The organism is Microbacterium sp. CFBP 13617 (assembly GCF_014839445.1).
Lineage (GTDB): Bacteria > Actinomycetota > Actinomycetes > Actinomycetales > Microbacteriaceae > Microbacterium.
Genome location: NZ_JACYNW010000002.1, coordinates 600,350 through 626,402 on the forward strand (window position 1 = coordinate 600,350; position 26,053 = coordinate 626,402).

The window sequence follows — 26,053 nt, forward strand, 5'->3', positions numbered from 1 at the left end:
GGGCGAGGTGCGGGTTTCGGCGGGGAACGCGGTTTCGGATCGTCGCGGTGGCGTGAGCGGTGCGCCGACGCCCTGAATCGAGCATCCTCCGGCACCGGATCGACCTTCGAGTGTCCCCGTCGACGACCGTTCCGCCGATGTCGGAGGTTGCCGATACCGTCTGGACATGAGCCTCTCCGCCCCCGTGAACGGCAGCCGCCGGGCCGTCGAATGGTGGCGCGATGTGCCGCCTCCGAGCGCCCGAGATCTGCAGCTCGAAGCCGACACGCTCTGGGCGAGAGAGTTCGGACTGCTCGACGGTGAGGAGAATGCCGGCGGCCTTCCCTCCGGCGAGTTCTCCTGGGCCGAGATAGACAGGTCGACCGACATCATCGACTCTGACGACGACCCCGGCGGCGACGACCCAGCGCCCACCGCGCACGATGGCTCGACCCGCGCGCCTCAGGACGGCTCGACCGCCACCGCGCACGACGGCTCAACCAGCTCGGCGCACGACGGCTCGACCAGCTCAGCGCACGACGCCTCGACCCCCACGGCAGACGGTGGCGAGGTCGCGAGCGCGCCGATCCTCGACGGCGAGGCCGATGTCGACGATCTGCTCCGCGCGCTCGAGGTCGCAGCGGTGACGCAGCGCCGCGCCACCGCCGAGGGGTACCGGCTCATCGCGCTTCTCGTGAGCCGCGCGACCACCGATCCCGAACCCTGGGTCGGCCCCGACCCCACGCTCGACGGCGTGGGGAGCGACCCGCGACGTCGTGGGGCCGCAGCCATCGCGCGCGACCGGCGCGACCTGGCTCAGCGCGCGGCCGTCGCCGAGATCGCCGTGCGCCTGCGCCTCTCCGAACAGACGGTTCGCGTCCGCGGCTCGCAGGCGGAGGGCATGCGGGAACGCTGCCCGCGCACCTGGAACGACTTCGCCGAGGGGCGCACCTCGGAGCGACATGCCGTCGAGACCGCTCGTCTCGCGGACAGCCTGCCCGACAGCCCCGAGACGTGGGCGGCCTTCGACGACGGCGCCTCGGAACGCGCGCGCACCTTGACGCCCGCGAAGTTCGTCGTGGCTGCGCGCGCGCTTCGCGAGCGCGTCCACGCCGACTCCCTCAAGCAGCGACACGCGCGAGCCGCTCGCGACCGCGGCGTCTGGGTGACGGCGGAACTCGACGGCATGGCGACACTGAGCGCGCTGCTGCCGGCGGATCGTGCCCATGCGGCGATGGCGCGCGTCGACCGGTTCGCCCGACACCTGCGCGCGACCACCGACGAAGAACGGACACTGGCGCAGCTGCGCGCCGACACGCTGGCCGACCTGCTGGATGGAGCCGACACGGTCGACGGCGCGCGCCCGAGCTCCGCACCGGCCACCGCCCCATCCCCCGACCTGGCCGCTCCACAGACCCCCACGGCTCGCGCGCGCCCTGCCCCCTCACGCGCCTCGATCGTCGTTACCGTTCCCGCGCTGACGCTCCTCGGCGGCGACGACGGACCGGCGACTCTCGACGGGTACGGTCCGATCGACCTCGACACCGCCCGTCGCCTCGCGGGTGGCGCCTCGAGCTGGACTCGTGTGCTGACGCACCCGCTCAGCGGCGCCCCGTTGGCGCTCGATCGCACGTCGTATCGCGTCACGGCCGCGCTGCGCCGGTGGTTGGGCGTCACCTCACCGACGTGCGTTTTCCCCGGCTGTGCGCGCAGCGCGCGGGACTGCGACATCGACCACCTCACGGCATGGGCCGAGGGAGGCACGACAGACGCCGACAATCTCGAACCCGAGTGCCGACATCATCACCGACTGCGGCACGAGTCGCGCTGGAGTCCCTCGCGCGATCCCGACACCGGCGATGTGCGATGGACCTCCCCGCGCGGCCACGAGGTCGACACAGACCCGCCACCGTTCTGACCGAGCGAAGCACGACGGAGCCCTACACCCCCGTCACCTCGGCGTGGACCTCCCGCGCGGCCACGAAGTCGACACAGATCCGCCGCCGTTCTGACCGAGCGAAGCACGACGGAGCTCTATACCCCCGTCACCTCGGCATCGCCCTCACGCACCCGCTCCCCCAGCACGTCCCAGAGCTGATCGAACCGCATATTCCACGGGGTGGCGAAGACACCGTCCTTCCACCGCTCGTGCACGACGTCGAGCGTGACCCACTCGGCATCCAGAACCTCCTCCGGGTCGGGAATCGGAGTGACTTCGCTCGCCACCCGCGCGACCCAGAGGTCGAAGAGGGCGCTCGGCTCCACGACACGGCCCACGAGGACGAGGTCGTCCGGGGCCACGGCGATACCGGTCTCCTCCTCCAGTTCGCGGACCGCCCCGCCGCGGCTCGACTCTCCTCGAAGGGCACTGCCCGCGGGGAACTCCCACGCGAGCGGGTAGTCCTTCCCCTCGGCGCGTCGGCTCATCAGCACCCGACCGCTCGGGGCGACGACGCACACCGAGGCCACGATGTGGAACGAGCCCTCCGGCACCGGTCCATCTCCCCGGCGGTGCAGCCCACCCGTCGGAGTACCCTGCACATCGGTCACGTCCCACAGTTCGTCGTCGGCCATGGCATCCCCCGTCTGCGCCGCGACGAGCACGCGCGGGCTCCTCCATCTTGCCGCGGGACAACCGACCGGCACCCGGAGAATCGCCCCGAAAATGCGAAAATCCCCCCTCGCCCTGGTGAGGCGAGAGGGGAATTTCGGAGGTGGTGCACCCCCTCGGACTCGAACCGAGAACCCATTGATTAAGAGTCAATTGCTCTGCCGATTGAGCTAGAGGTGCGTCTTCACAGTTCGAAATCGGCGTCTCGAACCGAGGGATTACGTTACCAGGCATGACGCGGCGACACCAAATCGTGCCAGGAGCGCCGGTTATCCTGGTGCGGTGTCCTCCACTGCTGACCCCTCCGCGACCTCGACGAATCTGACCGACGACCTCGCCCTCGCGCTGCGGCTGGCCGACGCCGCCGACGCGGTCGCGATGGAACGCTTCGACGCGGCCGACCTCCGCATCGACACCAAGCCCGACCGCACCCACGTCACCGAAGCCGACCTCGCCACCGAGCGCGCGATCCGCGCGATCCTCGATGCCGAGCGGCCCGACGACGCCATCCTCGGCGAGGAGTTCGGCAACTCGGGCGACACCGCGCGCCGGTGGGTCATCGACCCGATCGACGGCACCCACAACTACATGCGCGGCATTCCGGTCTGGGCGACGCTGATCGCCCTCACCGTCGACGGCGTACCGCAGATCGGCGTCGTCAGTCAGCCGGCGATCGGTCGACGCTGGTGGGCCGCCACCGGGCAGGGCGCGTGGACGACCACCGCCACTGGCGACGAGCGCCGCATCCACGTCTCGGGCGTCGACCAGGTGTCGGCTGCGAGCATCAGCTTCCAGAGCATCGAGCAGTGGGATGACGTCGATCACCTTCCCGCTCTCGAACGTCTCACGCGAGCGGTGTGGCGCGATCGTGCCTACGGTGACGCATTGCCCTACATGTGGCTCGCCGAGGGTCGGCTGGAACTCGTCGCCGAATTCGGAGTCAAGGAGTACGACATCGCCGCCATCGCCCCCATCGTGCGCGAAGCCGGCGGACGTTTCACGGCCTTCGACGGCTCCGACCGTCTCGACGCCGAGTCGTCGTTCGCGACCAACGGCCTGCTGCACGACGCGTTCTTCGCCCTGCTGCACGAGGACGCCTCGTGAGGCGCCGTCCCCTCGCCCTCGCGCTCTCGACGACGACGCTGACCGCCGTCGCCCTCATGGTCCTCGCGGGGTGTTCGGGACCGGCAGCGCCTCAGGAGGCACCGGCGGGAGCAGTTACCTCGACGCCGTCGGCCTCCGCAGAGCCCGAGGTCACACCGACCGCCGACCCCGTCGCAGAAGACCCGACCTGCCAGAACATCATTCCCCGGGCGACGGCCGACGACTTCGTCAGCCTGGGATGGAGTGCGCAGTCCGAGCCGTTCCGCATCGGAAGCATCGAGCTCGACGAGGGCATCCAGTGCAAGTGGGGCGATCAGAAGATCACGACCGATCGTGTGCAGATGTTCGGCTGGGCACGCATCGACGATGCCGATGCCACGGCGGCCGAGAAGGAGCTCGTCGCCTCGGGCTGGCGTCGCGAGGTCGGCGACGCGGGCACCTACATCACCGAGGACCCCTCGTGGGCGATCAGCAAAGACGGCGACGGGTACGGCATCACCTACCTGTTCGGTGACGGCTGGGTGAAGCTCGCCGACACCCGGCAGAGCCTGGTGCTCGTCGAGGGTCCCCAGTAACGCACCCCCGCCTCGGTACACCGGTCGAGGGCGTCCACTCGGACGGTCACCGGTACGGGTTGACCGCAGCCGCATCGCGCGCGGCCCCGAACCCCTCGTCCCAGGCGTCGCCACGCGCCTCGACCTCGCGCCACAGTGCGTCCGCCTGCACGACGCGGTGCGCGAACGCGACCCAGTCCGCCCACGAGGCGGTGATCCCGGATGCCGGCTCCCCCGGCCGCTGCGGAGTGTGCGAACCCGAACCCGGTTCCCCGTCGTCATCGGCAGCGTTGAGCCCGGATGCCGGCGCACCCCCGCTCTGCCCGGGACCGGCCCCCGTGCCACGGCGCGCGAGGGCGGTCCAGGTTCCGGCGTTCGGGGTGGGAGCGAGGTGGAACGGACCGACGTCGATCCGTGCGGCGCGGGGGTCTGGCATCCCTCGACGCTACGGTCGGGGCGGCATGCGCGGCAACCGTCCCGCAGCCGATCGACCACCGGGGCGAACCGCCCCGCGTCGCGCGAGCCTCTCCGCCGCCCCGTCCTGACGTAGGCTCGAGCCTCGTGGCTATCGGCGCGACCATTCACACGTTCACCGTGCAACTGTCCGACGTGGACCGCGGCGTCTACGAGGAGCTCGCCCTGCGCGTCGCGCGGCATCCCTCCGAGACCGCCCCGTACATGCTGACTCGCGTGCTCGCGTACTGCCTCGAGTACGAAGAGGGCATCACGTTCAGCGAGGGCGTCGCCGCCACCGACGAGCCCGCCGTGATGGTGCGCGACCTGACCGGCACGATCGTCGCCTGGGTCGAGGTAGGTGCCCCCGATGCCGCCCGCCTGCACACCGGCAGCATGAAGGCCGAGCGCACCGTCGTTTACACGCACCGCGACCCCGAGAAGGTTGCCGCCGCGTGGGCGGGCAAGCGCATCCACCGCGCCGAGGACCTGCTTCTGCACAGCTTCGAGCCCGGCTTCGTCGAGCGCGTCTCCGAAGGCATCGAGCGGCGCAACACGGCCACCCTCACCCGCACCGAGGGGCGTGTCTACCTCGAGCTCAACGACGTTTCGGGCGAGAGCGACGTGCACACCCGCACGGCCGCCTGAGCGCCCACACCAAGCGCTCGGTTCGATCCCGAAACCAAGAAAGCCCTCGTCCCCGCCGAAACGGGCGGGAACGAGGGCTTTCTCACGTGACAGTGACTCGTGGAGCTGGGGGGAATCGAACCCCCGTCCAACGCTGGGTCTCCGCGTTTTCTCCGGGCGCAGTCTGTGCAGACGTTCTACTCGGCTCCGACCTTTGTCACAGACACCTAAGTCGACAAGCCCAGCCTGGGAAAAGTCCCGTGTGACGTCCAGACGCCATCACACAGCAAGACCCCTAAATGACGCCAGGATCCGTGGCGGGGTCGCACACGGTCTGACGGACTATCGGGCTCGCTTACGCAGCGAGGGCGAAGTCAGTGCGCTTAGCATCGGCACTTATTGTTTTGCAGGGAGCGTTTACGAGATAACCCCACATCCTCGGCCCGCTTTCTCGCGGGTTCGCAGACGCTGTCGAAACCGATCAGCCCCGTGAACTCCGTGTGGAGCGGCCACTGTCACGCTGTTGAATTACCAATCCGGATGCCGAAGCACCGGAGCCTCACAGTCTACAACGCTCCGACACCCGGCGCATTCCGCGTGGTCCGCAGCGGTGGCGAGCTGGTGCCGGGAACTCGACGCGACCCCGCGGCGGTCGGCACGACGCGCGGCCCCGCACCCCGCCCCCTCGATCTCCTCCGCGGAACAGCGATTCCCCTCGCGTAGGCTCACCGCATGAGCGAGGTCGTGGTCACCGTCCGAGGAGAGAGCGAAGCACGCGTGCGCGCCGAAGAGGCCGCCGTCCGGGTGACGGTGTCGACCGACGGGCCGTCCCGCGGACCTGTGATCGAGGGCGCCCAGGTACGAGCCTCATCGGTGCAGGACGGCCTGGTGGCGCACCTTCGCTCCGGCGAGGTGTCGGAATGGTCGAGTGCTCGGGTGTCGGTCTGGTCGGACCGACCGTGGAACAGCGACGGCGCGCAGCTGCCGCTCGTGCACCACGCCAGCGTCGAGCTGTCGGCGACGTTCACCGACGCCGGGGCCCTGTCGTGGTGGCTCGGCGACGTCACCGAGTCCGACGACGTGCAGGTCATCGCCGTGGAATGGCGCCTCTCCCCTGCCACACGCGTGCGCGTCGAGAGCGACGTGGCCGCCGCCGCGGTACACGTCGCCGTCGAGCGCGCGGGCGCGTACGCGGGTGCTCTGGGCTTGGCCTCCGTGTCACCGGTCGAGATCGCCGACGCCGGCCTGCTCGGGGCACGGCCGGAGCCGACGGCACCCCTGTCGGCACGCTTCGCCGCGGCCTCGGACTCGAGCGGCCCGTCGTTCAGCCTGCAGCCGCCCGAGATCGTCGTGAGGTCGGTCGTCGAGGGGCGCTTCCGCGCGGAATGACCGCGTCCCGCGGCAACGCCGCGCTGACCGCGCACGTACGTCACCGCAACGAGCGTCACGGCAACGTACGTCACCGCGACGAACCCGACCTCAGTCGCCCAGCCGGTTCTTCGTGCGCATGGCGCGCTCGGCTTCGCGCTTGTCTTCGCGTTCGCGGATGGTCTGACGCTTCTCGAACTCGCGCTTGCCCTTCGCCACCGCGATCTCGACCTTCGCGCGACCGTCGAGGAAGTACAACCGCAGCGGAACGAGCGTGTACCCACCGGCCGACACCGCGTGCGAGAGCTTCACGATCTCTTCGCGGTGTAGCAGGAGCTTGCGGGTGCGCTTGGCCGAGTGGTTCGTCCAGTGACCCTGCGAGTACTCGGGGATGTGCACGGCGTCGAGATACGCCTGCCCGCCGTCGATGTAGGCGTACCCGTCGGTGAGGTTCGCGCGGCCCTGCCGCAGCGACTTGACCTCGGTTCCGGTCAGCACGAGACCGGCCTCGTAGGTCTTCTCGATGGCGTAGTCGTGGCGCGCCTTCTTGTTCGACGCGATCAGTTTTTCACCCTGCTCACGAGGCATGGTGCCACCTCCTCATGATCATGGGCACACAGAGCCCTCCAGCGTACAGGATGCCGGGGTCACCGGCATCCGGGATCCGATGTCGAACGACGCGGGGGTTTATGCGCGCAGCCAGCGACGGATCGCGAAGCTCGCGCTGAGCGCCGCGAGGATCACGCCGATCACCACGATCACCGGGATCACGAAGGCGACGTCGGACAGCCCCACCCACGACGTGATGAAGCCGATGCGGTCGCGCAGGTACTGGTTGACCCCGACCCCCACGATCGCCCAGACGGCCACGCTCGCCAGAGCCGACCCGATGAGGGCCGCCAACACGCCCTCGACGATGAACGGCGTCTGGATGAAGCGGTTGGAGGCGCCGACCAGGCGCATGATGCCGAGCTCTCGCCGTCGGGCGAACGCCGAGAGGCGAATGGTCGTCGCGATCAGCAATACCGCGGCGATGAGCATGAGACCGGCGATGCCGACGGCGACGTAGGTCGCGACCGTCAGCGCCTGGAACAGCGGCTCGAGGTACTGCATCTGGTCCTTCACCTCTTCGACGCCGGTCTGGCCGCCGAAGGCTTCCGAGATGACGTCGGCCTGATTCTGGTCCACGAGGTTGATGCTGAAGGTCGCGTTGAACTGGTCGGCCGTCACCACGTCGGCGATGTCGTCGGACAGCAGGCTCTTCGCGTTCTCGAACACCTCGTCGCTGGTCGAGTAGGTGTAGTCGCGGATGAGCGGGGCGAGCGCCTCGCCGTCGAGCGTCGCCTTGACGGCGTCGATCTGCTCCTGCGTCGCGGCTTGCCCCGGGGTGCAGGTGTCGACGTCGGACACCGCCGCGCACATGAACACCGCCACCTGGGCACGATCCGCCCAGTACGACTGCATCTTGCCGATCTGCATCTGCATGAGCATCGCGGCGCCGACGAAGGTCAGCGACACGAAGGTGACCAGGATGACCGAGATCACCATGGACGCGTTGCGACGCAGGCCGGTGAAGGCCTCCGAGAGGATGAGCCCGAATCTCATGACGTGGGTCCCACTTCGTCGTTGCGGTCTTTCTTCTCGCCCAGTCCCAGCCGATCGGCGAGGCCCAGGGCGTCGACGTCCGGCGTAGTGACCGGGATGGAGCGCGTGTTCGTGCCCGGTTCGCGCGGGGCGTCGGCGGACGGCGTGGTCACGGCGGGCGTGGCGCCCGGGGCCGCCGCGGGCTCGGCGGACGGGGCCGGAGCCGGCGCGCCCTCGGGGCCGCGCAGGGGCTCGACGGGGCCGGAGATGTGGGTCACTTCGCGCTGCACCTCGAGCACGGCCGTGAGGGCGGCGACCGCGGCCGCACCCTTCTCGACCTCGGGGGCCAGGCGGGGCAGGCTCGACGTGTCGCCGTAGCCGCCGTGGCGCTCGTCGCGCACCATCTCGCCCCCGCTCAGCTCGATCACGCGACGCTGCATCTGGTCGACGAAACCGGCCTCGTGGGTCGCCATGACCACCGTCGTGCCACCGGCGTTGATGCGGGCCAGCAGACGCATGATGTCGATCGACGTGCCGGGGTCGAGGTTTCCGGTCGGCTCGTCGGCGAGCAGCACCTGGGGACGGTTGACCAGCGCGCGGGCGATCGCGACGCGCTGCTGCTCACCGCCCGACAGCTCGTGGGGAAGGCGCTTCTCTTTGCCGTCGAGACCGACGAGAGCGAGCACCTCGGGAACGGCCTGCTGGATGAACCCGCGCGAAGCGCCCGTGACCTGCAGGGTGAAAGCCACGTTCTGATGCACGGTCTTGTTCGGCAGCAGGCGGAAGTCCTGGAAGACCGAGCCGATGTGGCGACGGAAGTAGGGCACCTTGCGGTTCGACAGCGTGCGTAGGTCGCGACCGAGCACCACGACACGACCGTCGCTGGGGGTCTCGGCGCGCAGGATCAACTGCAGGCACGACGATTTGCCGGAACCCGAGGCACCGACGAGGAAGACGAACTCCCCACGCTGCACCTCGAAGTCGACGGCGTTCAGGGCGGGCTTCGCGGTGCCGCGATACCGCTTGGTGACGTTCTCGAACCGGATCATGGCTCGATGAGCCTAAGCGGGTGCCCCGACGACCTCGACAGGACGCGCCGTGTCCGCAAACCGAGAGAGTCCTATGGATGCCGGGGTGACGGCATCCACAGGACTCTCGGACCGCGGGGGTCGCGGATCAGTCGTCGTCCTTGCGCTTGCGCCACCGGATGCCGGCGGCGATGAGCCCGTCGAGGTCGCCGTCGAAGACGACCGCGGGGTTGCCGACCTCGTACCCGGTGCGGAGGTCTTTCACGAGCTGCTGGCCGTAGAGGAAGTAGGAGCGCATCTGGTCGCCCCAGCTCGCGGTGATCGTGCCGGCGAGTTCTTTCTTCTTCGCGGCCTCTTCTTCGCGCTTGAGCAGCAGCAGTCGCGTCTGCAGCACGCGCATGGCGGCCGCACGGTTCTGGATCTGCGACTTCTCGTTCTGCATCGACACGACGAGGCCGGTCGGGAGGTGCGTGATGCGCACGGCGGAGTCGGTCGTGTTGACCGACTGTCCGCCGGGGCCCGACGAACGGAAGACGTCGACGCGGATGTCGCCCTCGGGGACCTCGACCTCGACGGCTTCTTCCATCACGGGGATGACCTCGACCGCGGCGAAGCTCGTCTGGCGCTTGTCGGCGCCGCCGAACGGGCTGATGCGGGCCAGGCGATGCGTGCCGGCCTCGACCGACAGGGTGCCGTAGGCGTAGGGGACGTCGACCTCGAAGGTGGCCGACTTGATGCCCGCGCCTTCGGCGAAGGACGTGTCCATGACCTTCACGGGGTACTTGTGACGCTCGCACCAGCGCAGGTACATGCGCAGCAGCATCTCGGCGAAGTCGGTGGCGTCGTCGCCCCCGGCGCCGGAGCGGATCGTGACGACCGCCGAACGCGGGTCGTACTCGCCGTCGAGGAGGGTCTGCACCTCGAGCTGACCGATCACGTCTTTGAGCGAAGCGAGCTCGCGCCGCGCCTCGTCGGCGGATTCGTCGTCGTCCATCTCGATCGCGAGACCGACGAGCACCTCGAGGTCGTCGAGGCGCTGCTCGATCTCGGTCACGCGCTTGAGTTCGGACTGGCGGTGGCTGAGACGGCTGGTGATCTTCTGAGCGTTGTCGACGTCGTCCCAGAGGTTGGGCGCGCCGGCCTCTTCGCTGAGGCGAGCGATGTCGGCGGTGAGTGCATCGACGTCGACCACGGCCTGGATATCGGCGAAGGTCGAGCGAAGAGCCTGGATGTCGGCGGTCAGATCGAGTTCGAGCATTTGGATTCAGCCTATCGTGGAGACGGTGACAGCCGACTCTCCCCGGAACGTGCTGGTGCGCTTCGCGCCGATGATCTACGGCCCCACCCTGCTGTTCGCCCTCGGCGAGGGGGCCGTCATCCCCCTCATCCCGGTGATCGCCGACCGCCTGGGGGCCGACGTCGCCGTGGCCGCGCTCGTGGCGGCGGCCCTCGTCGTGGGCCAGCTCTGCGGAAACATCCCCGCCGGATGGGCGGTCGCGCGATTCGGCGAGCGCCTGACGATGGGTGTCGCCGGCATCGTGATCCTGGGCGGTCTGACCGGGGTGGTCTTCGCGAACTCCCTGCTGTTGTTCGCCGCGGCCGTGTTCCTCATCGGATTCTGCGCCGCGGCGTTCGCCCTCGCGCGCCATTCCTTCATGACCACCCGGGTGCCCCTGCACTTCCGCGCTCGCGCGCTGTCGCTGCTGGGCGGGACCTTCCGCCTCGGGATGTTCGTCGGGCCGTTCATCTCGGCGGCGCTGCTGGGGATATTCGGCGACGAGACGGCATCCATCGTCTTCTTCGCCGTGTGCCAGGTCGCGACGATCCTGCTCGTGTTCTTCGGCCCCGATCCCGAGAAGGCCGTGCCGGTGGGCGCGGGCTCCGTGAGCCGACGCAACGAAGCCGACTCCCGTGAGGCCGACTCCCGCGATGCCGAAGACACCGGTGAGCCGGTGACCGGAGCCATTCCCGTCGTCGAGCGGGTGGGGGTGTTCCGCACGATGTGGCGCTTCCGCGGTGTGCTCGCGCGCCTGGGGCTCGCCGCGGCCTCGCTGTCTGCCGTCCGCTCGGCGCGTCAGGTGGTGCTGCCGCTCTGGGGCGTGTCGCTGGGATTGGATGCCGGGACCATCGCCGTGGTCGTCGGAGTCTCGGGCGCCATCGATTTCGCGCTGTTCTACGCCAGCGGCCAGGTCATGGACCGCTTCGGACGCCTGTGGGCGGCGTTGCCCGCGATGGTGCTGATGGGGGCGGGCTTCCTCGCGCTCTCGTTCACCCACGACCTCGGCAGCGCGGAGATGTGGTTCGCCCTGTTCGCCGCGGTGCTCGGCGTCGGCAACGGGCTGTCGAGCGGCATCCTGCTCACCCTCGGGGCCGACATCGCCCCGCCGACGGAGCCGGCCGCGTTCCTCGGTTCGTGGCGCACGCTCACCGACGCCGGGGGCGCGATCGCCCCGCTGCTGGTGTCGGCTCTGACCGCGCTGGTCTCGCTGTCGGTCGGCGTGGGGGCCATGGGATTCATCGCCCTGCTGGGCGCGATCGGGTTCGTGCGGTGGGTGCCGCGGTACGTCCCTCGAAGCCGCCCCTGACGCGCGGGAGCGCGCCGGAACGGCCGCCGTCCGATACCCGACGACCTCGGGGACGTGTTTCGGGACGGTAAAAAATCCGGCGGACTCTGGCCATCTGATGAATTTCCGATGAGAATCGGTCACGCGATCGCCATTTTCACGGCGACGTGTCATTCCCCCTGGATGAAGCGGGCGATGGTGCCCGCGGAGAGGTTTCCCCATCGTGCCCCGGAACACCCTGCACCCCACTGCCTCGCGCGCTCGACGCGCGTCGGCCGTGCTGGCGACGAGCGCTCTCGTCGGCGGCGCCCTGATGATCGCCCCGGCGGCGTTCGCCGCCCCCGCCCCCGGCGAGACCCCCGACGACCTCGGCCTCACCGGCGCCGACGTCATGACCCACCTGACCGAGCTGTCCGACATCACCGAGTCGTTCGCCGATCAGGGCTACCGCACCTGGAACGGTCCGGGCTACGAGGCCGCGGCGCAGTACGCCGAGCAGGTCCTCGAGGGCACCGGGGCGTTCACCGTCTCGCGGCAGACCTTCGACGTGCCCTACTCCGAGCTGGGCGAAGCCTCGCTGACCGTCGACGGCACGACCTACACCGGCTCGCACTTCGACAACAGCGAAGGCACCGACGAGCCGTACACCGCGGCTCTGGCGCTGCCCCTCGACGCCGAGGGCACGCACATCGGCTGCGCCGCGACCGACTACGCCACCGTCCCCGCCGGCGCCATCGTGCTGATCCAGCGCGGCGTCTGCACCTTCGAGGAGAAGATCGACTTCGCCTCGGCCGCCGGAGCGGGCAGCATCTTCGTCTACAACAACGAACGGCCGGCCGAAGAGGGCGTCTCGCCCGACGACCAGCTGACCAACGTCGGCTCGGGTCCCCGCAACGAAGAGGACTCCCCCGCGGCGACCCTTCCCCAGTCCGCCGGCGACACGCTCGCCGCGCTCGTCGAGGCCGCTGCCGCCGACGCCCCCGTCGAGGGCACCGCCGTCATCGAGAAGCAGTTCCTCGTCGCACAGACCTTCAACGTCATCGCCGACAGCATCGACGGCGACCCCGAGGACACCGTCGTCATCGGCGCGCACCTCGACGGCGTGGCCGAAGGTCCGGGCGTGAACGACAACGCCTCGGGCTCGGCCGCCGTGCTCGCCCTGGCCGAGAAGGTCGCGGCATCCGAGGTTCCCAACGACAAGCGCATCCGTCTGGCTCTCTGGGGCGCCGAGGAGATCGGCCTGCTCGGCTCGACCGCCTACGTGGACGACCTGGTGCAGAACGACCCCGCCGAGCTCGCCCGCATCTCGGCCTACCTCAACTACGACATGATCGGCTCCGAGAACTTCACGGTGGGCGTCTACGACGCGGATCGCTCGACGTTCCCCGCCGACGACGTGACGATCCCCGACGGTTCGGTCGAGATCGAGAAGATCTACACCGACTACTTCGACTCGATCGAGCAGCCGTGGATCGACTCCGAGTACTCGGGTCGGTCCGACTACCAGGCGTTCATCGACAACGACATCCCCTCGGGCGGCCTGTTCTCGGGTGGCGACGACATCAAGACCGACGAGCAGGCCGAGCTCTTCGGCGGCACCCCCGGAGTGTTCATGGACCGCAACTACCACACGGTCGACGACACGCTGGCGAACGTGAACCGCGACTCGATCGACATCTTCTCGCCGGCGATCGGCCACGCGGCCTTCGCCCTGGCGTGGGAGGCCGCCGTCGAGCCGGAGCCCACTCCCGAGCCCACGCCCGGCGAGCCCTCGCCCGAGCCCACCACCGAGCCGACGCCCGAGCCCACGGGTGAGCCCACCGGCGAGCCGACGGCCACCCCGAGCCCGGTGCCCACGGCGACGACGGGTCCCGGTGCGAACGGCCCCGGCGGCAACCTGCCGCGCACCGGTTCCGACGTCGCGGGGTCGCCGCTGCCCGCCATCGGCATCGGCATGCTCGCCCTCGGAGTCATCGTGGCCGCCGGCACCGCCGTCGTCCGCCGACGTCCGCAGCAGTGACGAAGACCGGGGCCGCGTGAGACGCGCGGCCCCGGAACGACCGTCCCGCCGGGATCCGCACCGTGAGGTGCGTGGTCCCGGCGGGACGTTCTCGTTCGAGGCGGGACGATCCGTCCCGCTGCTCTGAGCTTCGGTTGCGGCTCAGTCCTCGTCGGCCACGCGGATCAGGACCTTGCCGGTGACGCCCGCCTCGACGGCGTCGTGCGCGGCGGCGGTCTCATCGAGGGGGAACCCGCTGAGGGGCAGTCCGGCCTCCTCGCCCACCGGCAGCGCTCCGGCCGCCACCGCGGCCGAGACGTCTTCGGCGGCCGCGGCGAGCGCACGCTCGCCCACCGTGTAGAGCAGCAGGCCCTGCCAGCGGACGTTCTTGGCGAAGCTCACGCGAACGGCCGCGGTGAAGGCATCGCCCCCGTTGTCGGCGTAGTACCCGATGGTGCCGTGGTTCGCGATCACCTCGACGTCGAGACCGGCGTTGTCGGCGATCGCGACCTCGACGATGTGCTCTACGCCGTTCGGGGCGAGCTCGCGGATGCCGTCGGCGAGCGCCTCGTTCGGATAGCGCAGAACGTGGTGGGCGCCGGCCGCGCGCGCGAGCGCCTCTTTCGCGTCGCTGCTGACGGTGGCGATGACGGTGGCGCCGGCCCAGACGGCGAGCTGGATGGCCGCGTGTCCGACCGCTCCGGCCCCGCCCTGCACGAGCACGGTGCGCCCGGACAGGGCACCCGGGGCGAGGCGCGACGGGCCGTCTTCGTGCACGGTGAGGGCGCGGTGGGCCGTCATCGCGGGAACGCCGAGGCTGGCGCCGAGCTCGAACGACGCCGCGTCGGCCAGCGGGACGGCGCGCTCGGCGGGGAGCACCGAGTACTCGGCCGCGGTTCCGGTCGGACGCTGGTGCGCGGCGAGGTACACCCACACCCGCTGGCCCACCGAGAGACCCTCGACGCCGTCGCCGACGGCATCCACGATTCCCGCCCCGTCCTGATTGGGCGTGACCTCGTCGAACGCGAGCGGCCGGTCGGTGTTGGCCCGGGCCTTCCAGTCGGTGGGGTTCACCCCCGACACGACGATGCGCACGCGCACTTCGCCCGCACCGGGTTCGGGAAGCGGGCGCTCCGCGAGCGAGAGAACGGAGGAGTCACCGGGCTGGGAGTACGTGATCGCCTTCATGCGGAAGACAAGCACGCGGTCTCCGCCCGCATTCCCCCGGCGTGTCGTCGCGCGCACCACCCGCGGGTGAGGTCGCGGCAGTTGAGGGCCGCTTCACACGTAGCGCCGCTCACGCGGACCTAGAATGAACCCATTCGCGGGAGTGGTGGAATCGGTAGACACGCAGGATTTAGGTTCCTGTGCCTTCGGGCGTGGGGGTTCAAGTCCCCCCTTCCGCACGATTCTCGCTGCTCCCCGCACCGATACTCCGACCCGACGGGACCGATGTGATCCACACCACCAGCGCGCTGCTCCCGTGGCTCGACCCCGCGACGATCATCACCAACTCGCAGCCCTGGGCGCTGCTGGTCGTGTGCTTCATCATCTTCGCCGAGACCGGTCTGCTCATCGGCTTCCTGCTGCCCGGCGACACCCTGCTGATCATGGCCGGGTTGCTCTCGCACTCCACCCCGCAGGCACCCAACGGCGTGTTCGGACTGAACGCCTGGTGGGTGGCGCTCGCCATCGGTGTGGCCGCCTTCATCGGCGGTGAGGTCGGGTACTACATCGGGCACAAGGCCGGACCCTCGATCTTCGAGCGCAAAGAATCCGGCATCTTCAGCAGGAAGAACGTCGAGCGCACGAACGCGTTCTTCGAGCGGTTCGGCGGTCTCACCGTCATCCTCGCCCGCTTCGTGCCCGTCGTGCGCACGTTCGCCCCCATCGCCGCCGGCGTCGGCCACATGCCGTGGCGCAAGTACACGCTGTACAACCTCATCGGCGCCATCATCTGGGGCATCGGCCTCACCATGCTCGGCTACGTCGTGGGATACATCCCGTTCATCCGCGACATCGTGACGGAGTACATCGACGTCATCCTGCTCGCCGCCGTCGCGGGCACGGTCGTGTTCATCGGCATCCACTACTTCCGCGAACGCGCCGCCGCCAAGCGCGACGCCGCCGCGGGACACGGAGTCGTGACGCACGCCGAGGCCGAGGCCCTCACGCTCGACCCGAAGACGCTCGAAGACGGCGACCAGCCCGCGCGCTGATCAGGACGCCTTCGAGCTCTTCTTCTTCGCCGGCGCCTTCTTGGCCGGCGCGTCGTCGGCCTTCTCGGTGCGGGCCGCGCGACTGCGCTCGACGCTCGCGCGCAGGGCCTCCATGAGGTCGATGACCTCGCCGCCGTCATCGTCGCTCTCCTGCTCGCCGAAGGTCGCCGCGGTGTCGATGGCGTCGCCCTGCTCGAGCTTCGCGTCGATCAGGGTGCGCAGCTCGGCCTGGTACTCGTCGGTGAACTCCTCGGGGTCGAAGTCTCTCGAGAAGCTCTCGACCAGAGAGGCCGACATCTCGAGCTCCTTCGCCGAGATGCGCACGCTCTCGTCCAGCGCAGGGAACGCCGCCTCACGCACTTCGTCGGCCCAGAGCAGCGTCTGCAGCACGAGCACGTCGTCGCGCACGCGCAGGGCCGCGAGCCGCGTCTTCTGACGCAGCGAGAAGCGCACGATCGCGGTGCGGTCGGTCTGCTCGAGCGTCTTGCGCAACAGCACATACGCCTTCGGCGACGAGGAGTCGGGCTCGAGGTAGTACGCCTTGTCGAGGGTCAGCAGATCGACCTGATCGCTGGGGACGAACTCGACCACCTCGATCTCGCGACTGCGTTCGCTCGGCAGCGACGCGAGGTCGTCTTTGGTCAGCACGACCGTCTGCTCGCCGTCGTCGTACGCGCGATCGATGTCGGCGTAGGGCACCACCTCGCCGTCGACCTCGCAGATGCGCTGATACCGGATGCGCCCGCCGTCCTTGTTGTGCACCTGGTGCAGAGAGACGTCGTGGTCTTCGGTGGCCGAGTACACCTTCACGGGCACGTTGACGAGGCCGAAGGTCAGGGCGCCCTTCCAGATCGATCGCATGGGAACAGTGAACACCGAAAGAGGGGCGGATGCCGAGGGGGTTGCCGCGCGAGGGACTCGGCGTCGCGGTCGGTTCCCGCCGCGATCCCGGGCGAAACTCCTGAGAAACTCGCCGCGAAGCGTAGAGCGTGGGCACACCGGCCGGTTCGCGCACGAAACTCAGGAGTTCGGCTCCGCGGTACCCCGGTCATCGCCCCCGCTCTACGCTGGGGCGATGACGGAGCAGACGGTGCGCATCGGTGGACGCCGCCTGCGTCTGTCGAACCTCGACAAGGTGCTGTACCCCGAGACCGGGACCACCAAGGGCGAGGTGATCGACTACTACTCCCGCATCGCCCCGCGCCTGCTCCCCCACGTGCGGGATCGTCCTGTCACGCGCAAGCGGTGGCCCGACGGGGTCGGCACCGACGCCGACCCGGGCGAGCCCTTCTTCGCCAAGGCCCTCGAACCCGGAGCGCCGGCCTGGGTGCGGCGCCTGCCGATCGACCACTCCTCGGGCGCCAAGGACTACCCCCTCGTCGACGATCTGCCCACCGTCGTCTACCTGGCACAGGTCGCGAGCCTCGAGCTGCACGTGCCCCAGTGGCGGTTCTCTGCCGACGGCGAGAGGCTCCACCCCGATCGCCTGGTGCTCGACCTCGACCCCGGACCCGGCGTCGGCCTGGCCGAGTGTGCCGAGGTGGCTCGGTGGGCACGCGTCATCCTGCAGGACATCGGTCTCGACCCCCTGCCGGTGACGAGCGGCAGCAAGGGCATCCACCTCTACGCGCACCTCGACGGCCGCCAGTCCAGCGACGCCGCCAGCGCGATCGCGAAAGAGCTCGCCCGGGCGATCGAAGCCGACCACCCCGACCTGGTGGTCAGTCAGATGTCGAAGTCCGCGCGCCCCGGCAAGGTCTTCATCGACTGGAGCCAGAACAACGGCTCGAAGACCACGATCGCGCCGTACTCGCTGCGGGGACGATCGCACCCCACCGTCGCCGCCCCGCGCACGTGGGAGGAGCTCGACGACCCGGGCCTACGTCACCTGCTGTTCACCGAGGTGCTGGATCGCCCCGGCGATCCGCTCGCGCCGGTCGAGCGCGACGCGGGACCCCTTCGTGCGTACATCTCCAAGCGCACCGCGGGTGCGACCCCCGAGCCCGTGCCCGATGCCCCGCACGCCGACGCCGCACCCGACGGTCTTCCCCGCTTCGTCATCCAAGAGCACCACGCCACCCGCCTGCACTGGGACGTACGACTCGAACACGATGGGGTGCTGGTCAGCTGGGCCGTCCCGAAGGGAGTCCCCCCGACGACGGCGAAGAACAGCCTCGCGGTCATGACCGAGGACCACCCGATGCAGTACCTCGACTTCGCCGGCGAGATCCCCCGCGGCGAGTACGGCGCCGGCATCATGACGGTGTGGGACACGGGCACCTACGAGCTCGAGAAATGGCGCGACGACGAGGTCATCGCCACCCTCGAGGGCGGGCCCGACGGGCCGCTCGGCCGAGTGCGTCTGGCCCTCATCCGCACCGAGGGCGCGGGCGAGAAGTCGCAGTGGCTGCTGCACCGGATGAAGACGGATGCCGAAGGTCGGCCGCAGAGCGAGGGCGACCCGGTGGTGGCCCTCGATCACGGCCGCGCGGATCGGGCCGCGGTGACGGTGACTGCGACGGAGACGGAGACGGAGGCGGAGAGCGGCGATGCGCCCCGGCGGGAGTCCTCCCCCGAGCCGGCGCCCCGGACCTCGACGTCGCCGACTCACCCGAGCCCCGCGCAGCTGCGCCCCATGCTGTCCACCGCCGCCACCGCCGGGATCGCCCGGGCCGCCGCCGACCGCTGGGGCGAGCCGTGGGTCGAGATGAAGTGGGACGGCATCCGGGGCATCGGCCTCTGGGACGGCGAACGACTCCGCCTGCGATCACGCAACGGCAACGACCTCACCGCCGCCTACCCCGAACTCACGACCGTCGACCTCGGACTCGGCCCGGAGCCCGCGGTCGTCGACGGCGAGATCGTCGCTCTCGACGCGCAGGGACGCCCGAGCTTCCCCCTGCTGCAGAGGCGGATGAACCTGGCGCAGCCCCGCGAGATCGAGCACGAAGCGCGGCGGACACCGGTGCAGCTGTACCTGTTCGACGTGCTCTCGGTGGGCGAGCGCGACGTCGCCGTCCTGCCGCTGACCGAGCGGCGCGGCATCCTCGAGGCGCTGGCGCAGGATGCCGGGGACCCCGTCGTCGTGCCGCCCGTGTTCGACGACGTCGACGCCGCCGTGGCCACGAGCGGCCGATTCGGGCTCGAGGGCGTCGTGGTCAAGGATCCCGGTTCGGCCTACCGCCGCGGCGAGCGTTCGGAACAGTGGCTCAAGGTCAAGCACTCTCGCACGCAGGAGGTCGTGATCGGCGGCGTCCGCCCGGGCAAGGGAAACCGTTCGGGCACGATCGGGTCGCTGCTGGTCGGTGTTCCCGGACCCGACGGCCTGCACTACGCCGGCCGCGTCGGCTCGGGTTTCGGCGAGCGGACGTTGGCCAGACTCGGCGAGGTGCTCGGCGCCCTCGGCAGCGACACCGACCCGTTCGTGGGGGTGCCCGCCGCCGACGCCCGCGACGCGCTGTGGGTGCGGCCCGAACTCGTCGCCGAGGTGGAGTTCGCGGAGTTCACCTCCGGCGGCATCCTGCGCCAGGCACGCTGGCGGGGCCTGCGGCCCGACAAGGATCCGGGCGAGGTGGTGCGGGAGGTCTGAGCACGGGCTGGCTGAGCGGGATGCCCGGGCGCGTCGACGCCCTCGCCCGCCCGGACCGAGCCCGGCGGAATCCCCGGCGCTACGCGTGCCGCGAGTCGTGCTCGACGTGCCCGGCGGGCTCGAGCTGGAACGTCGAGTGCTCCACGTCGAAGTGTTCGGCGAGGCAGCCCTGCAGCGTCGCGAGGATCGCGGCGGCGCGACCGTCCGACAGCGCCGCGTCGTCGACGATCACGTGCGCGCTGAACACCGGCGCGCCCCGCGTGAGCTGCCAGACGTGCACGTCGTGCACATCGACCACGCCGTCGGCCTCGCGCAGGTGCTGCCGGATCTCGGCCACGTGCACGCCGACGGGCGCCGACTCGGTGAGCACGACGACGACCTCGCGCAGAAGGCCGATGGCACGCGGCACGATGAGCACCGCGATGAGCAGTGAGGCGATGGCATCCGCCTGCGCGAATCCGGTCGTCACGATCACGATCGCCGCGATGATGACCGCGATCGACCCGACCAGGTCGCCCAGCACCTCGAGATACGCGCCGCGCACGTTGATGCTGCGCTTCTGCGCGCGACCGAGTACCCACATCGACACGGCGTTGGCGATCATGCCGACCGTCGCGACGACGAGCATGAGCCCGCCCTGCACCTCGGCGTCGGCCGGGGCGAGCAGCCGCTGCACGGCCTCGACGCCCACCCAGGCGCACAGCGCGATGAGGATGACGCCGTTCGCGAGCGCGCCGAGCACTTCGGCACGCTGGTATCCGAACGTGCGGCGATCATCGGCCGGGCGGGCGGCGATCGCCGTGGCGATCAGCGCCACCACGAGCGCGGCCGCGTCGGTGAACATGTGCGCCGCGTCGGCCAGCAGGGCGAGCGAGCCCGACAGGATCGCGCCCACGATCTGCACGACCATGACCGATGCGGTCAGGGTGAGAGCGATGGTGAGCAGACGTCTGTTGCCGGCATCGCGGATGCCGCCGGCAGGCGCGTGATCGTGCATGACTTCAGGCTAGGCCGCGCACCGCGGGCGCCGCGTGATATCGCGGTAGTCGGGAATGAGAACCGGTGTCGGTGGGCTCCCCCGCGGGACCCGACTGGGCTGCCCCGGCTCGACCCGGTCGCCCGACCGCGCTGTAGGTCAGCGCCGACGTGCGTTCAGCTGCGCCTGGATCCGCCGATGCGCGTGCAGCGCCGGGTACACGCCGAGGAACACCGCCATCGGAGCCCGGAGTCGCACGTCGCGGATGCCGTGCGCGGCGTACGTGTTCTCGAAACGGTCGATGTAACGCCGGAAGTCCCGAGGGCGGTCGTCGAGGCGCCGCGCGCCGATGCCCGCGACCATCCGCGAGAAGTAGCCGATCCGACGCCCCCCGAGGGCGAGGTGGATGGCGATGTCGAGGTCTTCGTGCATCACATCGGCCTCGTCGTCGCACAGGAACTCCCGCACGTCGTGCCACGCCTCCCGCCGCACGGCCATGTTGCTGCCGAACAGGAACACGAAGTCGCCGGCGAGCTTCACCTGCAAGCGCCGGAAGGCATCGTCGATCTGGTGTCCGACCGCACGCAGAGGCAGGTCGTAGTACTCGACGGGTCCCGACGCGGCATCCACGTCTGTCGACGCGAAGATGTGCGAGACCCGCGCCACCCATTCGGGTTTCAGGGCGGTGTCGGCGTCGATCCGCGCGAGCACGTCGCCGGTGGCGGCATCCATCCCCAGATTGCGGGTGGGCACCAGGCCCTGACGGTCGTCCTGGCGCAGCAGACGGATGCCGGCGTCGGGATACCGCGCGCGCACGCGCTCGACCACCGCGCGCGTGCCGTCGGTCGAGCGGTTGTCGACGACGAGCACCTCGGCGGCGGGGAGCGTCTGACGCACGATGGCGTTCAAGCACTGCTCGATGACCGCCTCTTCGTTGTAGGCGGGGACGATGATCGACACGGACGGAAGAGGGCTCATCGGTCCTCCTCCACGCTCAGAGGGACTCGAGGAGCGGCGCGAGGGCGACGAAGGCGCGGGACCGGTGCGACGACGCGTTCTTCTCGGCCGAGCTCCACTCGCCGACCGTCCGCTCGGCATCGGCGGGCTGACCGTCGGGCACGAAGATCGGGTCGTACCCGAACCCACCCGGTCCGGCCGGCTGCATCGCCAGGCGGCCCGGCCAGCGTCCCTCGATCGTCTCTTCGGTGCCGTTGGAGCGCACGAGCGCGATCACCGACACGAACTGCGCCGTGCGGTGCGGATCGGCGACGTCGGACAACTGATCGAGCAACAGCTCGAGGTTGGCCGTGGAGTCTTTCTTGTGCCCCGCCCAGTAGGCCGAGAACACCCCCGGCGACCCGCCCAGCACGTCGACGGCGATCCCGGAATCGTCGGCCAGCGCGGGCAGCCCCGTGTGGGCCGCGGCCGCGCGGGCCTTGATCAGCGCGTTCGCCGCGAACGTGACGCCGTCCTCGACCGGTTCGGGACCGTCGTAGGCCACGACGTCGAGATCGGGGCGCACCTCGGCGACGATCGCCTGGAACTCCTCGACCTTGTGCGGGTTGTGCGTGGCGAGCACGATGCGCGGCATGGTCAGCCTTCGAGCGTCGCGATCTGGATGCCGCGCAGCTCGGCGCAGCCGTTCACGCCCAGCTCGAGCAGGCGGTCGAGCTCGGCCTTGTCGAACGGCGCGCCCTCGGCGGTGCCCTGCACCTCGACGAACAGACCGCGGCCGGTGACGACGACGTTCATGTCGGTCTCGGCGCGCACGTCTTCGACGTAGGCCAGGTCGAGCAGCGGCTCGCCGTCGACGATGCCGACCGACACCGCCGCGACCGAGTCGCGCAGCACCTCGGAGCGCTGCGCGATGAACTTCTTCTCGCGGCCCCAGGCGATGGCATCCGCCAGGGCGACGTACGCGCCCGTGATGGCGGCGGTGCGGGTGCCGCCGTCGGCCTGCAGCACGTCGCAGTCGATGACGATCGTGTTCTCACCCAGAGCCTTGGTGTCGACGACGGCGCGCAGCGCCCGGCCGATCAAACGCGAGATCTCGTGGGTGCGGCCGCCGACCTTGCCCTTGATGCTCTCGCGGTCGTTGCGGCTGTTCGTCGCGCGCGGCAGCATGGCGTACTCGGCCGTGACCCACCCCTTGCCCTTGCCGGTGAGCCAGCGGGGAACGCCGTTGGTGAACGACGCCGTGCACAGCACCTTTGTGCCGCCGAAGGTGACGAGGGCCGAACCCTCGGCGTGTGCCGACCAGCCGCGTTCGATGGTGACGGGGCGGAGCTGATCGGCGGTGCGGCCGTCTTTACGGGTCATGTGTCCTCCTCGGACGAAAGGGATGCCGTGCCTCGGCGCGGCAGGTCGATGGCGCCGGTCTGCACGAGCTGCACCTCGCGCACCTCGCGGCCCATGAGGCGGTGCGCCAGGCGCAGGAAGTCGTCGGCCGACGACCCGGTGGCTTCGTAGCGGTGCGTCGGAACGGCATCCGGGCTCGCCAGGAGGTCACGCGAGACGAGTTGGCGATAGACGTCTTTCGCCGTCTCGCTGTCGCTCGACACCAGGCTGACCTCGGGACCCATCACGTAACTGATGGCGCCCTCGAGGAACGGGTAGTGCGTGCAGCCGAGCACGAGCGTGTCGACCCCGGCGTGCCGCAGCGGCGCGAGGTACTGCTCGGCGGTGGCGAGCACCTCGGGCGAGTCGGTGACGCCGGCCTCGACGAACTCGACGAATCGCGGGCACGCCTCGGCGAACACCGTGAGGTTCTCGTTGACCTCGAGCATGTCCTGGTACGCCCGCGAGCCGATCGTCCCGGCCGTGCCGATCACGCCGATGCGGCCGTTGCGGGTCGTCGACATGGCGGTGCGCACGGCGGGGCCGATCACCTCGACCACGGGTACGTCATAGCGCTCGCGCGCGTCGCGGAGCATCGCCGCCGACGCCGTGTTGCAGGCGATGACGAGCATCTTCACGCCCTGATCGACGAGGGTGTCGAGCACCTCGAGCGCGTACTTGCGCACGTCGGCGATGGGCTTCGGGCCGTAGGGAGAACGGGCGGTGTCGCCGATGTAGAGGATCGACTCGCGCGGCAGCTGCGCCGACACGGCCCGGGCGACGGTGAGACCGCCGACTCCCGAGTCGAAGATCCCGATCGGCGCGTTGTCCATAGGTGCCCAGCCTACCGGGCGGGGCCGACACGGATCGGTGCGGGGCGCGGGGGCCGCACGCCTGCGGCGGGGCGCGGGGGCGCGGGGGCGGTGCGGGGCGCGGGGGCCCGGGCGGGGCGGGGCGGGGCGGGGCGGGGCGGTGCGGGGCGGGGCGGGGCGGGGCGTGTGCCAAACTCCTGACTTTCGGGCGCGCTGCGGCCTCGGAGGGCGCCCAGGGCCGTCTGCGAACGCAGAACTCAGGAGTTCGGCACGGCCGGCCGCCGCGTCACGCGCGGAGACCGCCCGCGCGCAGGTCGCAGGGCGCCGGCGGCGGCGCGTGCCGAACTCCTGAGAACTTGCGCGCGCCGAAGCCGATCCAGCCCTCAGGGGTGTTCGCGGGAGCAGAACTCAGGAATTTGGCACAGCGCAAGGCCGTACCAATACGCGCACAAACTCCCGAGCTGCCCACGACGCCGGAATAGGCTGGCGCGATGAGCCGCAGCACCGCCCTGCACACCGACCGCTACGAACTGACCATGCTCGACGCGGCCCTCCGCGACGGCACGGCCTCGCGACGCTGCGTGTTCGAGGTGTTCGGGCGCCGGCTCTCGGGCGGACGCCGCTTCGGTGTCGTCGCGGGCACCGGTCGGCTGCTCGAGGCGATCCGCGACTTCCGCTTCGGCGACGACGAACTGCGCTACCTGCGGGACGCGAGAGTGGTGGATGCCACGACCCTCGACTTCCTCGCCGATTACCGCTTCACGGGATCGGTGACCGGCTACCGCGAGGGTGAGCTGTACTTCCCCGGCTCCCCCCTGCTGACCGTGGAGGGAACCTTCGCCGAGGCGGTGCTGCTCGAGACGCTCGCGCTCAGCATCCTGAACTACGACTCCGCCGTCGCCACGGCGGCAGCGCGCATGAGCATCGCCGCCGGCGACCGACCGCTCGCCGAGATGGGCTCGCGTCGCGCGAGCGAAGAGGCAGCGGTCGCCGCCGCGCGTGCCGCCTACATCGTCGGCTTCTCGGCCACCAGCAATCTCGAGGCGGGGCGCCGCTGGGGCGTGCCGACGATGGGCACCGCCGCCCACGCGTGGACCCTGCTGCACGACAGCGAAGAAGACGCCTTCCGTTCGCAGGTCGACGCGCTGGGCAGCGGGACCACCCTGCTCGTCGACACCTACGACATCGCCGAGGGCGTGCGAACTGCCGTGCGCGTGGCCGGTCCGCAGCTCGGCGGTGTGCGCATCGACTCGGGCGACCTGCCGATCGTCGCGGGCGAGGTGCGGGCGCTGCTCGACGAGCTCGGCGCCACGGGCACGCGCATCACCGTCACGAGCGACCTCGACGAGTACGCGCTCGCCGCGCTCGCGGCCTCTCCGGTCGACTCCTACGGCGTCGGCACGTCGGTCGCGACCGGCTCCGGCGTTCCGACCGCGGGTCTGGTGTTCAAGCTCGTCGCGCGCGAATCCGCCGACGGCTCATGGGTGGGTGTCGCCAAGGCGTCGGCGCAGAAGGCCTCGCACGGGGGCCGCAAGGCGGCGTTCCGCACCCTCGAAGCGGGGACCGCGACCTCGGAGCTCATCATGGTCAGCGACGGGTTCGAAGAGCTGTCCACCGCCGCCGAGCATCCCGATGCCCGTCCCCTCCAGGCCACGCTCATGGTCGACGGCGAGGGGGATGCCGCGATCCTCGGCCACGCGGGTGTCGAGGCCGCACGCGCGCACCACGCCCGCGTGCGGCAGGAGTTGCCGGTGCGGGCGCTCGCACTCAGCGGGTCGGAGCCCGCCCTGCCGACGGAGTACCGCGAGGCGGGCTGACCGACGGGCAGATGTCCGTACCTCCCCGCTCGGCGGGGTCCACCCGTTGCCCGTGGGGACCTATCGCTTCACGCTGGCGCTGTACGGCTCCGACGGAACCACCTCGGCGACGACGACCGTCGAGGTGGCCTGATGCTCACTTGATGAGCGACTCGTAGATCTCTTTGCACTGCGGGCACACGGGGAACTTCTCGGGATCGCGGCCCGGCGTCCACTTCTTGCCGCACAGTGCCCGCACCGGCTTGCCGGTGAGGGCCGACTCGAGGATCTTGTCTTTCTTGACGTAATGCGAGAAACGCTCGTGGTCACCGGGCTCGATGTTCTCTTCGCGGATGAGCTCTTCGAGCTCTCGATCCAGGGTCGCGAGACCCCCGCTGTCAGGACTGTCGAGAGGCGTGCTCATGGTCAGCCAGTGTAGCCGCGGACCGCGCC

General features: G+C 70.3%; 24 protein-coding genes, 2 tRNA genes and 1 other RNA gene. 11 read left to right on the plus strand and 16 right to left on the minus strand.

What is annotated here, in order from left to right:
* The first annotated feature begins 166 nt into the window (after nucleotides 1-166).
* Nucleotides 167-1,897: an HNH endonuclease signature motif containing protein gene (locus tag IFU40_RS07545; protein WP_198424679.1), complete on the plus strand. Its 1,731-nt coding sequence runs from the start codon at nucleotides 167-169 to the stop codon at nucleotides 1,895-1,897.
* Between the two features lie 116 nt (nucleotides 1,898-2,013).
* On the opposite strand, the gene IFU40_RS07550 is transcribed toward IFU40_RS07545, so the two are convergent.
* Both IFU40_RS07550 and IFU40_RS07555 read right to left on the minus strand, forming a co-directional pair.
* On the minus strand, nucleotides 2,014-2,583 hold the full coding sequence (locus IFU40_RS07550) for an NUDIX domain-containing protein (protein ID WP_191925914.1): 570 nt from the start codon (nucleotides 2,581-2,583) through the stop codon (nucleotides 2,014-2,016).
* Nucleotides 2,584-2,694: 111 nt separating this feature from the next.
* Nucleotides 2,695-2,770 (minus strand) — tRNA-Lys (locus IFU40_RS07555).
* A gap of 102 nt (nucleotides 2,771-2,872) precedes the next feature.
* On the opposite strand from IFU40_RS07555, the gene IFU40_RS07560 reads away from it, so the two are divergent.
* Together IFU40_RS07560 and IFU40_RS07565 are read left to right on the plus strand one after the other, a co-directional pair.
* Nucleotides 2,873-3,694, plus strand: a complete 822-nt coding sequence (locus IFU40_RS07560) for an inositol monophosphatase family protein (RefSeq protein ID WP_191925915.1) — start codon at nucleotides 2,873-2,875, stop codon at nucleotides 3,692-3,694.
* The gene (locus IFU40_RS07565; RefSeq protein WP_191925916.1) at nucleotides 3,691-4,269 is read left to right on the plus strand and encodes a hypothetical protein; all 579 of its coding nucleotides are present in this window, start codon (nucleotides 3,691-3,693) and stop codon (nucleotides 4,267-4,269) included. The genes IFU40_RS07560 and IFU40_RS07565 overlap by 4 nt, the downstream gene beginning before the upstream one ends.
* Nucleotides 4,270-4,315: 46 nt before the next feature.
* On the opposite strand, the gene IFU40_RS07570 is transcribed toward IFU40_RS07565, so the two are convergent.
* The gene (locus tag IFU40_RS07570; protein ID WP_191925917.1) at nucleotides 4,316-4,684 is read right to left on the minus strand and encodes a hypothetical protein; all 369 of its coding nucleotides are present in this window, start codon (nucleotides 4,682-4,684) and stop codon (nucleotides 4,316-4,318) included.
* Between the two features lie 125 nt (nucleotides 4,685-4,809).
* Between IFU40_RS07570 and IFU40_RS07575 the strand changes: the two genes are divergently transcribed.
* Nucleotides 4,810-5,349 (plus strand): YaeQ family protein, encoded by a 540-nt coding sequence (locus IFU40_RS07575; protein ID WP_191925918.1) that lies wholly within the window; start codon nucleotides 4,810-4,812, stop codon nucleotides 5,347-5,349.
* Nucleotides 5,350-5,446: 97 nt separating this feature from the next.
* On the opposite strand, the gene ssrA is transcribed toward IFU40_RS07575, so the two are convergent.
* Nucleotides 5,447-5,817, minus strand: a transfer-messenger RNA (tmRNA) gene (ssrA, locus tag IFU40_RS07580).
* Nucleotides 5,818-6,060: 243 nt separating this feature from the next.
* On the opposite strand from ssrA, the gene IFU40_RS07585 reads away from it, so the two are divergent.
* The gene (locus IFU40_RS07585; protein WP_191925919.1) at nucleotides 6,061-6,717 is read left to right on the plus strand and encodes an SIMPL domain-containing protein; all 657 of its coding nucleotides are present in this window, start codon (nucleotides 6,061-6,063) and stop codon (nucleotides 6,715-6,717) included.
* 90 nt (nucleotides 6,718-6,807) lie between these two features.
* Here IFU40_RS07585 and smpB read toward each other — a convergent pair whose 3' ends face one another.
* The 4 genes from smpB to prfB form a co-directional block, all read right to left on the minus strand.
* Nucleotides 6,808-7,284 carry an SsrA-binding protein SmpB gene (gene smpB, locus IFU40_RS07590; RefSeq protein WP_055836395.1) on the minus strand — a complete coding sequence of 159 codons (477 nt, stop codon included), beginning with the start codon at nucleotides 7,282-7,284 and terminating at the stop codon, nucleotides 6,808-6,810.
* Between the two features lie 99 nt (nucleotides 7,285-7,383).
* A complete protein-coding gene (gene ftsX, locus IFU40_RS07595; RefSeq protein ID WP_055836391.1) occupies nucleotides 7,384-8,301 on the minus strand; it encodes a permease-like cell division protein FtsX in 918 nt (305 codons plus the stop codon).
* Nucleotides 8,298-9,329 (minus strand): cell division ATP-binding protein FtsE, encoded by a 1,032-nt coding sequence (gene ftsE, locus IFU40_RS07600; protein WP_055939721.1) that lies wholly within the window; start codon nucleotides 9,327-9,329, stop codon nucleotides 8,298-8,300. Before ftsE ends, ftsX begins: the two co-directional genes overlap by 4 nt.
* Before the next feature lie 127 nt (nucleotides 9,330-9,456).
* A complete protein-coding gene (gene prfB / locus IFU40_RS07605) occupies nucleotides 9,457-10,566 on the minus strand; it encodes a peptide chain release factor 2 (protein ID WP_055939718.1) in 1,110 nt (369 codons plus the stop codon).
* Between the two features lie 70 nt (nucleotides 10,567-10,636).
* Here prfB and IFU40_RS07610 point away from each other — a divergent pair, with 70 nt between their 5' ends.
* The gene (locus IFU40_RS07610; protein WP_191926052.1) at nucleotides 10,637-11,893 is read left to right on the plus strand and encodes an MFS transporter; all 1,257 of its coding nucleotides are present in this window, start codon (nucleotides 10,637-10,639) and stop codon (nucleotides 11,891-11,893) included.
* A 202-nt stretch (nucleotides 11,894-12,095) separates the two neighbouring features.
* Entirely contained in the window at nucleotides 12,096-13,892 is a 1,797-nt protein-coding gene (locus IFU40_RS07615) for a M20/M25/M40 family metallo-hydrolase (RefSeq protein ID WP_191925920.1), read from the plus strand.
* A gap of 141 nt (nucleotides 13,893-14,033) precedes the next feature.
* On the opposite strand, the gene IFU40_RS07620 is transcribed toward IFU40_RS07615, so the two are convergent.
* Nucleotides 14,034-15,059: an NADPH:quinone reductase gene (locus IFU40_RS07620; RefSeq protein WP_070409738.1), complete on the minus strand. Its 1,026-nt coding sequence runs from the start codon at nucleotides 15,057-15,059 to the stop codon at nucleotides 14,034-14,036.
* A 136-nt stretch (nucleotides 15,060-15,195) separates the two neighbouring features.
* Here IFU40_RS07620 and IFU40_RS07625 point away from each other — a divergent pair.
* Together IFU40_RS07625 and IFU40_RS07630 are read left to right on the plus strand one after the other, a co-directional pair.
* A tRNA-Leu gene (locus tag IFU40_RS07625) sits at nucleotides 15,196-15,277 on the plus strand.
* 48 nt (nucleotides 15,278-15,325) lie between these two features.
* Nucleotides 15,326-16,090 (plus strand): DedA family protein, encoded by a 765-nt coding sequence (locus IFU40_RS07630; protein ID WP_055837845.1) that lies wholly within the window; start codon nucleotides 15,326-15,328, stop codon nucleotides 16,088-16,090.
* Here the strand turns inward: IFU40_RS07630 and ku are convergent, their stop codons facing one another.
* Complete coding sequence (gene ku / locus IFU40_RS07635; RefSeq protein ID WP_055939712.1) at nucleotides 16,091-16,951, minus strand: non-homologous end joining protein Ku; 861 nt, start codon at nucleotides 16,949-16,951, stop codon at nucleotides 16,091-16,093.
* Nucleotides 16,952-17,165: 214 nt separating this feature from the next.
* Here ku and IFU40_RS07640 point away from each other — a divergent pair, with 214 nt between their 5' ends.
* Nucleotides 17,166-19,679: an ATP-dependent DNA ligase gene (locus IFU40_RS07640; protein WP_191925921.1), complete on the plus strand. Its 2,514-nt coding sequence runs from the start codon at nucleotides 17,166-17,168 to the stop codon at nucleotides 19,677-19,679.
* Between the two features lie 79 nt (nucleotides 19,680-19,758).
* On the opposite strand, the gene IFU40_RS07645 is transcribed toward IFU40_RS07640, so the two are convergent.
* The 5 genes from IFU40_RS07645 to murI form a co-directional block, all read right to left on the minus strand.
* On the minus strand, nucleotides 19,759-20,676 hold the full coding sequence (locus IFU40_RS07645; protein ID WP_070409735.1) for a cation diffusion facilitator family transporter: 918 nt from the start codon (nucleotides 20,674-20,676) through the stop codon (nucleotides 19,759-19,761).
* 138 nt (nucleotides 20,677-20,814) lie between these two features.
* Entirely contained in the window at nucleotides 20,815-21,633 is an 819-nt protein-coding gene (locus tag IFU40_RS07650) for a glycosyltransferase (protein WP_191925922.1), read from the minus strand.
* A 16-nt stretch (nucleotides 21,634-21,649) separates the two neighbouring features.
* Nucleotides 21,650-22,246: an RdgB/HAM1 family non-canonical purine NTP pyrophosphatase gene (gene rdgB, locus IFU40_RS07655; RefSeq protein ID WP_191925923.1), complete on the minus strand. Its 597-nt coding sequence runs from the start codon at nucleotides 22,244-22,246 to the stop codon at nucleotides 21,650-21,652.
* Nucleotides 22,247-22,248: 2 nt separating this feature from the next.
* Nucleotides 22,249-22,974, minus strand: a complete 726-nt coding sequence (rph, locus tag IFU40_RS07660; protein WP_055939699.1) for a ribonuclease PH — start codon at nucleotides 22,972-22,974, stop codon at nucleotides 22,249-22,251.
* A complete protein-coding gene (gene murI / locus IFU40_RS07665; protein ID WP_191925924.1) occupies nucleotides 22,971-23,825 on the minus strand; it encodes a glutamate racemase in 855 nt (284 codons plus the stop codon). Before murI ends, rph begins: the two co-directional genes overlap by 4 nt.
* Before the next feature lie 470 nt (nucleotides 23,826-24,295).
* On the opposite strand from murI, the gene IFU40_RS07670 reads away from it, so the two are divergent.
* Nucleotides 24,296-25,621, plus strand: a complete 1,326-nt coding sequence (locus tag IFU40_RS07670; protein WP_191914901.1) for a nicotinate phosphoribosyltransferase — start codon at nucleotides 24,296-24,298, stop codon at nucleotides 25,619-25,621.
* 136 nt (nucleotides 25,622-25,757) lie between these two features.
* Here IFU40_RS07670 and IFU40_RS07675 read toward each other — a convergent pair whose 3' ends face one another.
* A complete protein-coding gene (locus IFU40_RS07675; RefSeq protein ID WP_055836348.1) occupies nucleotides 25,758-26,024 on the minus strand; it encodes a DUF3039 domain-containing protein in 267 nt (88 codons plus the stop codon).
* Between the last annotated feature and the right edge of the window lie 29 nt (nucleotides 26,025-26,053).

Excerpts from the sequence above, each read along its gene's own strand:
- murI (WP_191925924.1), bottom strand. The coding sequence starts at position 23,825 with ATGGACAACGCGCCGATCGGGATCTTCGACTCGGGAGTCGGCGGTCTC.
- IFU40_RS07650 (WP_191925922.1), bottom strand. The coding sequence starts at position 21,633 with ATGAGCCCTCTTCCGTCCGTGTCGATCATCGTCCCCGCCTACAACGAA.
- ku (WP_055939712.1), bottom strand. The coding sequence starts at position 16,951 with ATGCGATCGATCTGGAAGGGCGCCCTGACCTTCGGCCTCGTCAACGTG.
- rph (WP_055939699.1), bottom strand. The coding sequence starts at position 22,974 with ATGACCCGTAAAGACGGCCGCACCGCCGATCAGCTCCGCCCCGTCACC.
- IFU40_RS07670 (WP_191914901.1), top strand. The coding sequence starts at position 24,296 with ATGAGCCGCAGCACCGCCCTGCACACCGACCGCTACGAACTGACCATG.
- IFU40_RS07585 (WP_191925919.1), top strand. The coding sequence starts at position 6,061 with ATGAGCGAGGTCGTGGTCACCGTCCGAGGAGAGAGCGAAGCACGCGTG.
- IFU40_RS07620 (WP_070409738.1), bottom strand. The coding sequence starts at position 15,059 with ATGAAGGCGATCACGTACTCCCAGCCCGGTGACTCCTCCGTTCTCTCG.
- prfB (WP_055939718.1), bottom strand. The coding sequence starts at position 10,566 with ATGCTCGAACTCGATCTGACCGCCGACATCCAGGCTCTTCGCTCGACC.
- IFU40_RS07675 (WP_055836348.1), bottom strand. The coding sequence starts at position 26,024 with ATGAGCACGCCTCTCGACAGTCCTGACAGCGGGGGTCTCGCGACCCTG.
- ftsX (WP_055836391.1), bottom strand. The coding sequence starts at position 8,301 with ATGAGATTCGGGCTCATCCTCTCGGAGGCCTTCACCGGCCTGCGTCGC.
- IFU40_RS07645 (WP_070409735.1), bottom strand. The coding sequence starts at position 20,676 with ATGCACGATCACGCGCCTGCCGGCGGCATCCGCGATGCCGGCAACAGA.
- ftsE (WP_055939721.1), bottom strand. The coding sequence starts at position 9,329 with ATGATCCGGTTCGAGAACGTCACCAAGCGGTATCGCGGCACCGCGAAG.
- rdgB (WP_191925923.1), bottom strand. The coding sequence starts at position 22,246 with ATGCCGCGCATCGTGCTCGCCACGCACAACCCGCACAAGGTCGAGGAG.
- smpB (WP_055836395.1), bottom strand. The coding sequence starts at position 7,284 with ATGCCTCGTGAGCAGGGTGAAAAACTGATCGCGTCGAACAAGAAGGCG.
- IFU40_RS07545 (WP_198424679.1), top strand. The coding sequence starts at position 167 with ATGAGCCTCTCCGCCCCCGTGAACGGCAGCCGCCGGGCCGTCGAATGG.
- IFU40_RS07640 (WP_191925921.1), top strand. The coding sequence starts at position 17,166 with ATGACGGAGCAGACGGTGCGCATCGGTGGACGCCGCCTGCGTCTGTCG.
- IFU40_RS07570 (WP_191925917.1), bottom strand. The coding sequence starts at position 4,684 with ATGCCAGACCCCCGCGCCGCACGGATCGACGTCGGTCCGTTCCACCTC.
- IFU40_RS07610 (WP_191926052.1), top strand. The coding sequence starts at position 10,637 with ATGATCTACGGCCCCACCCTGCTGTTCGCCCTCGGCGAGGGGGCCGTC.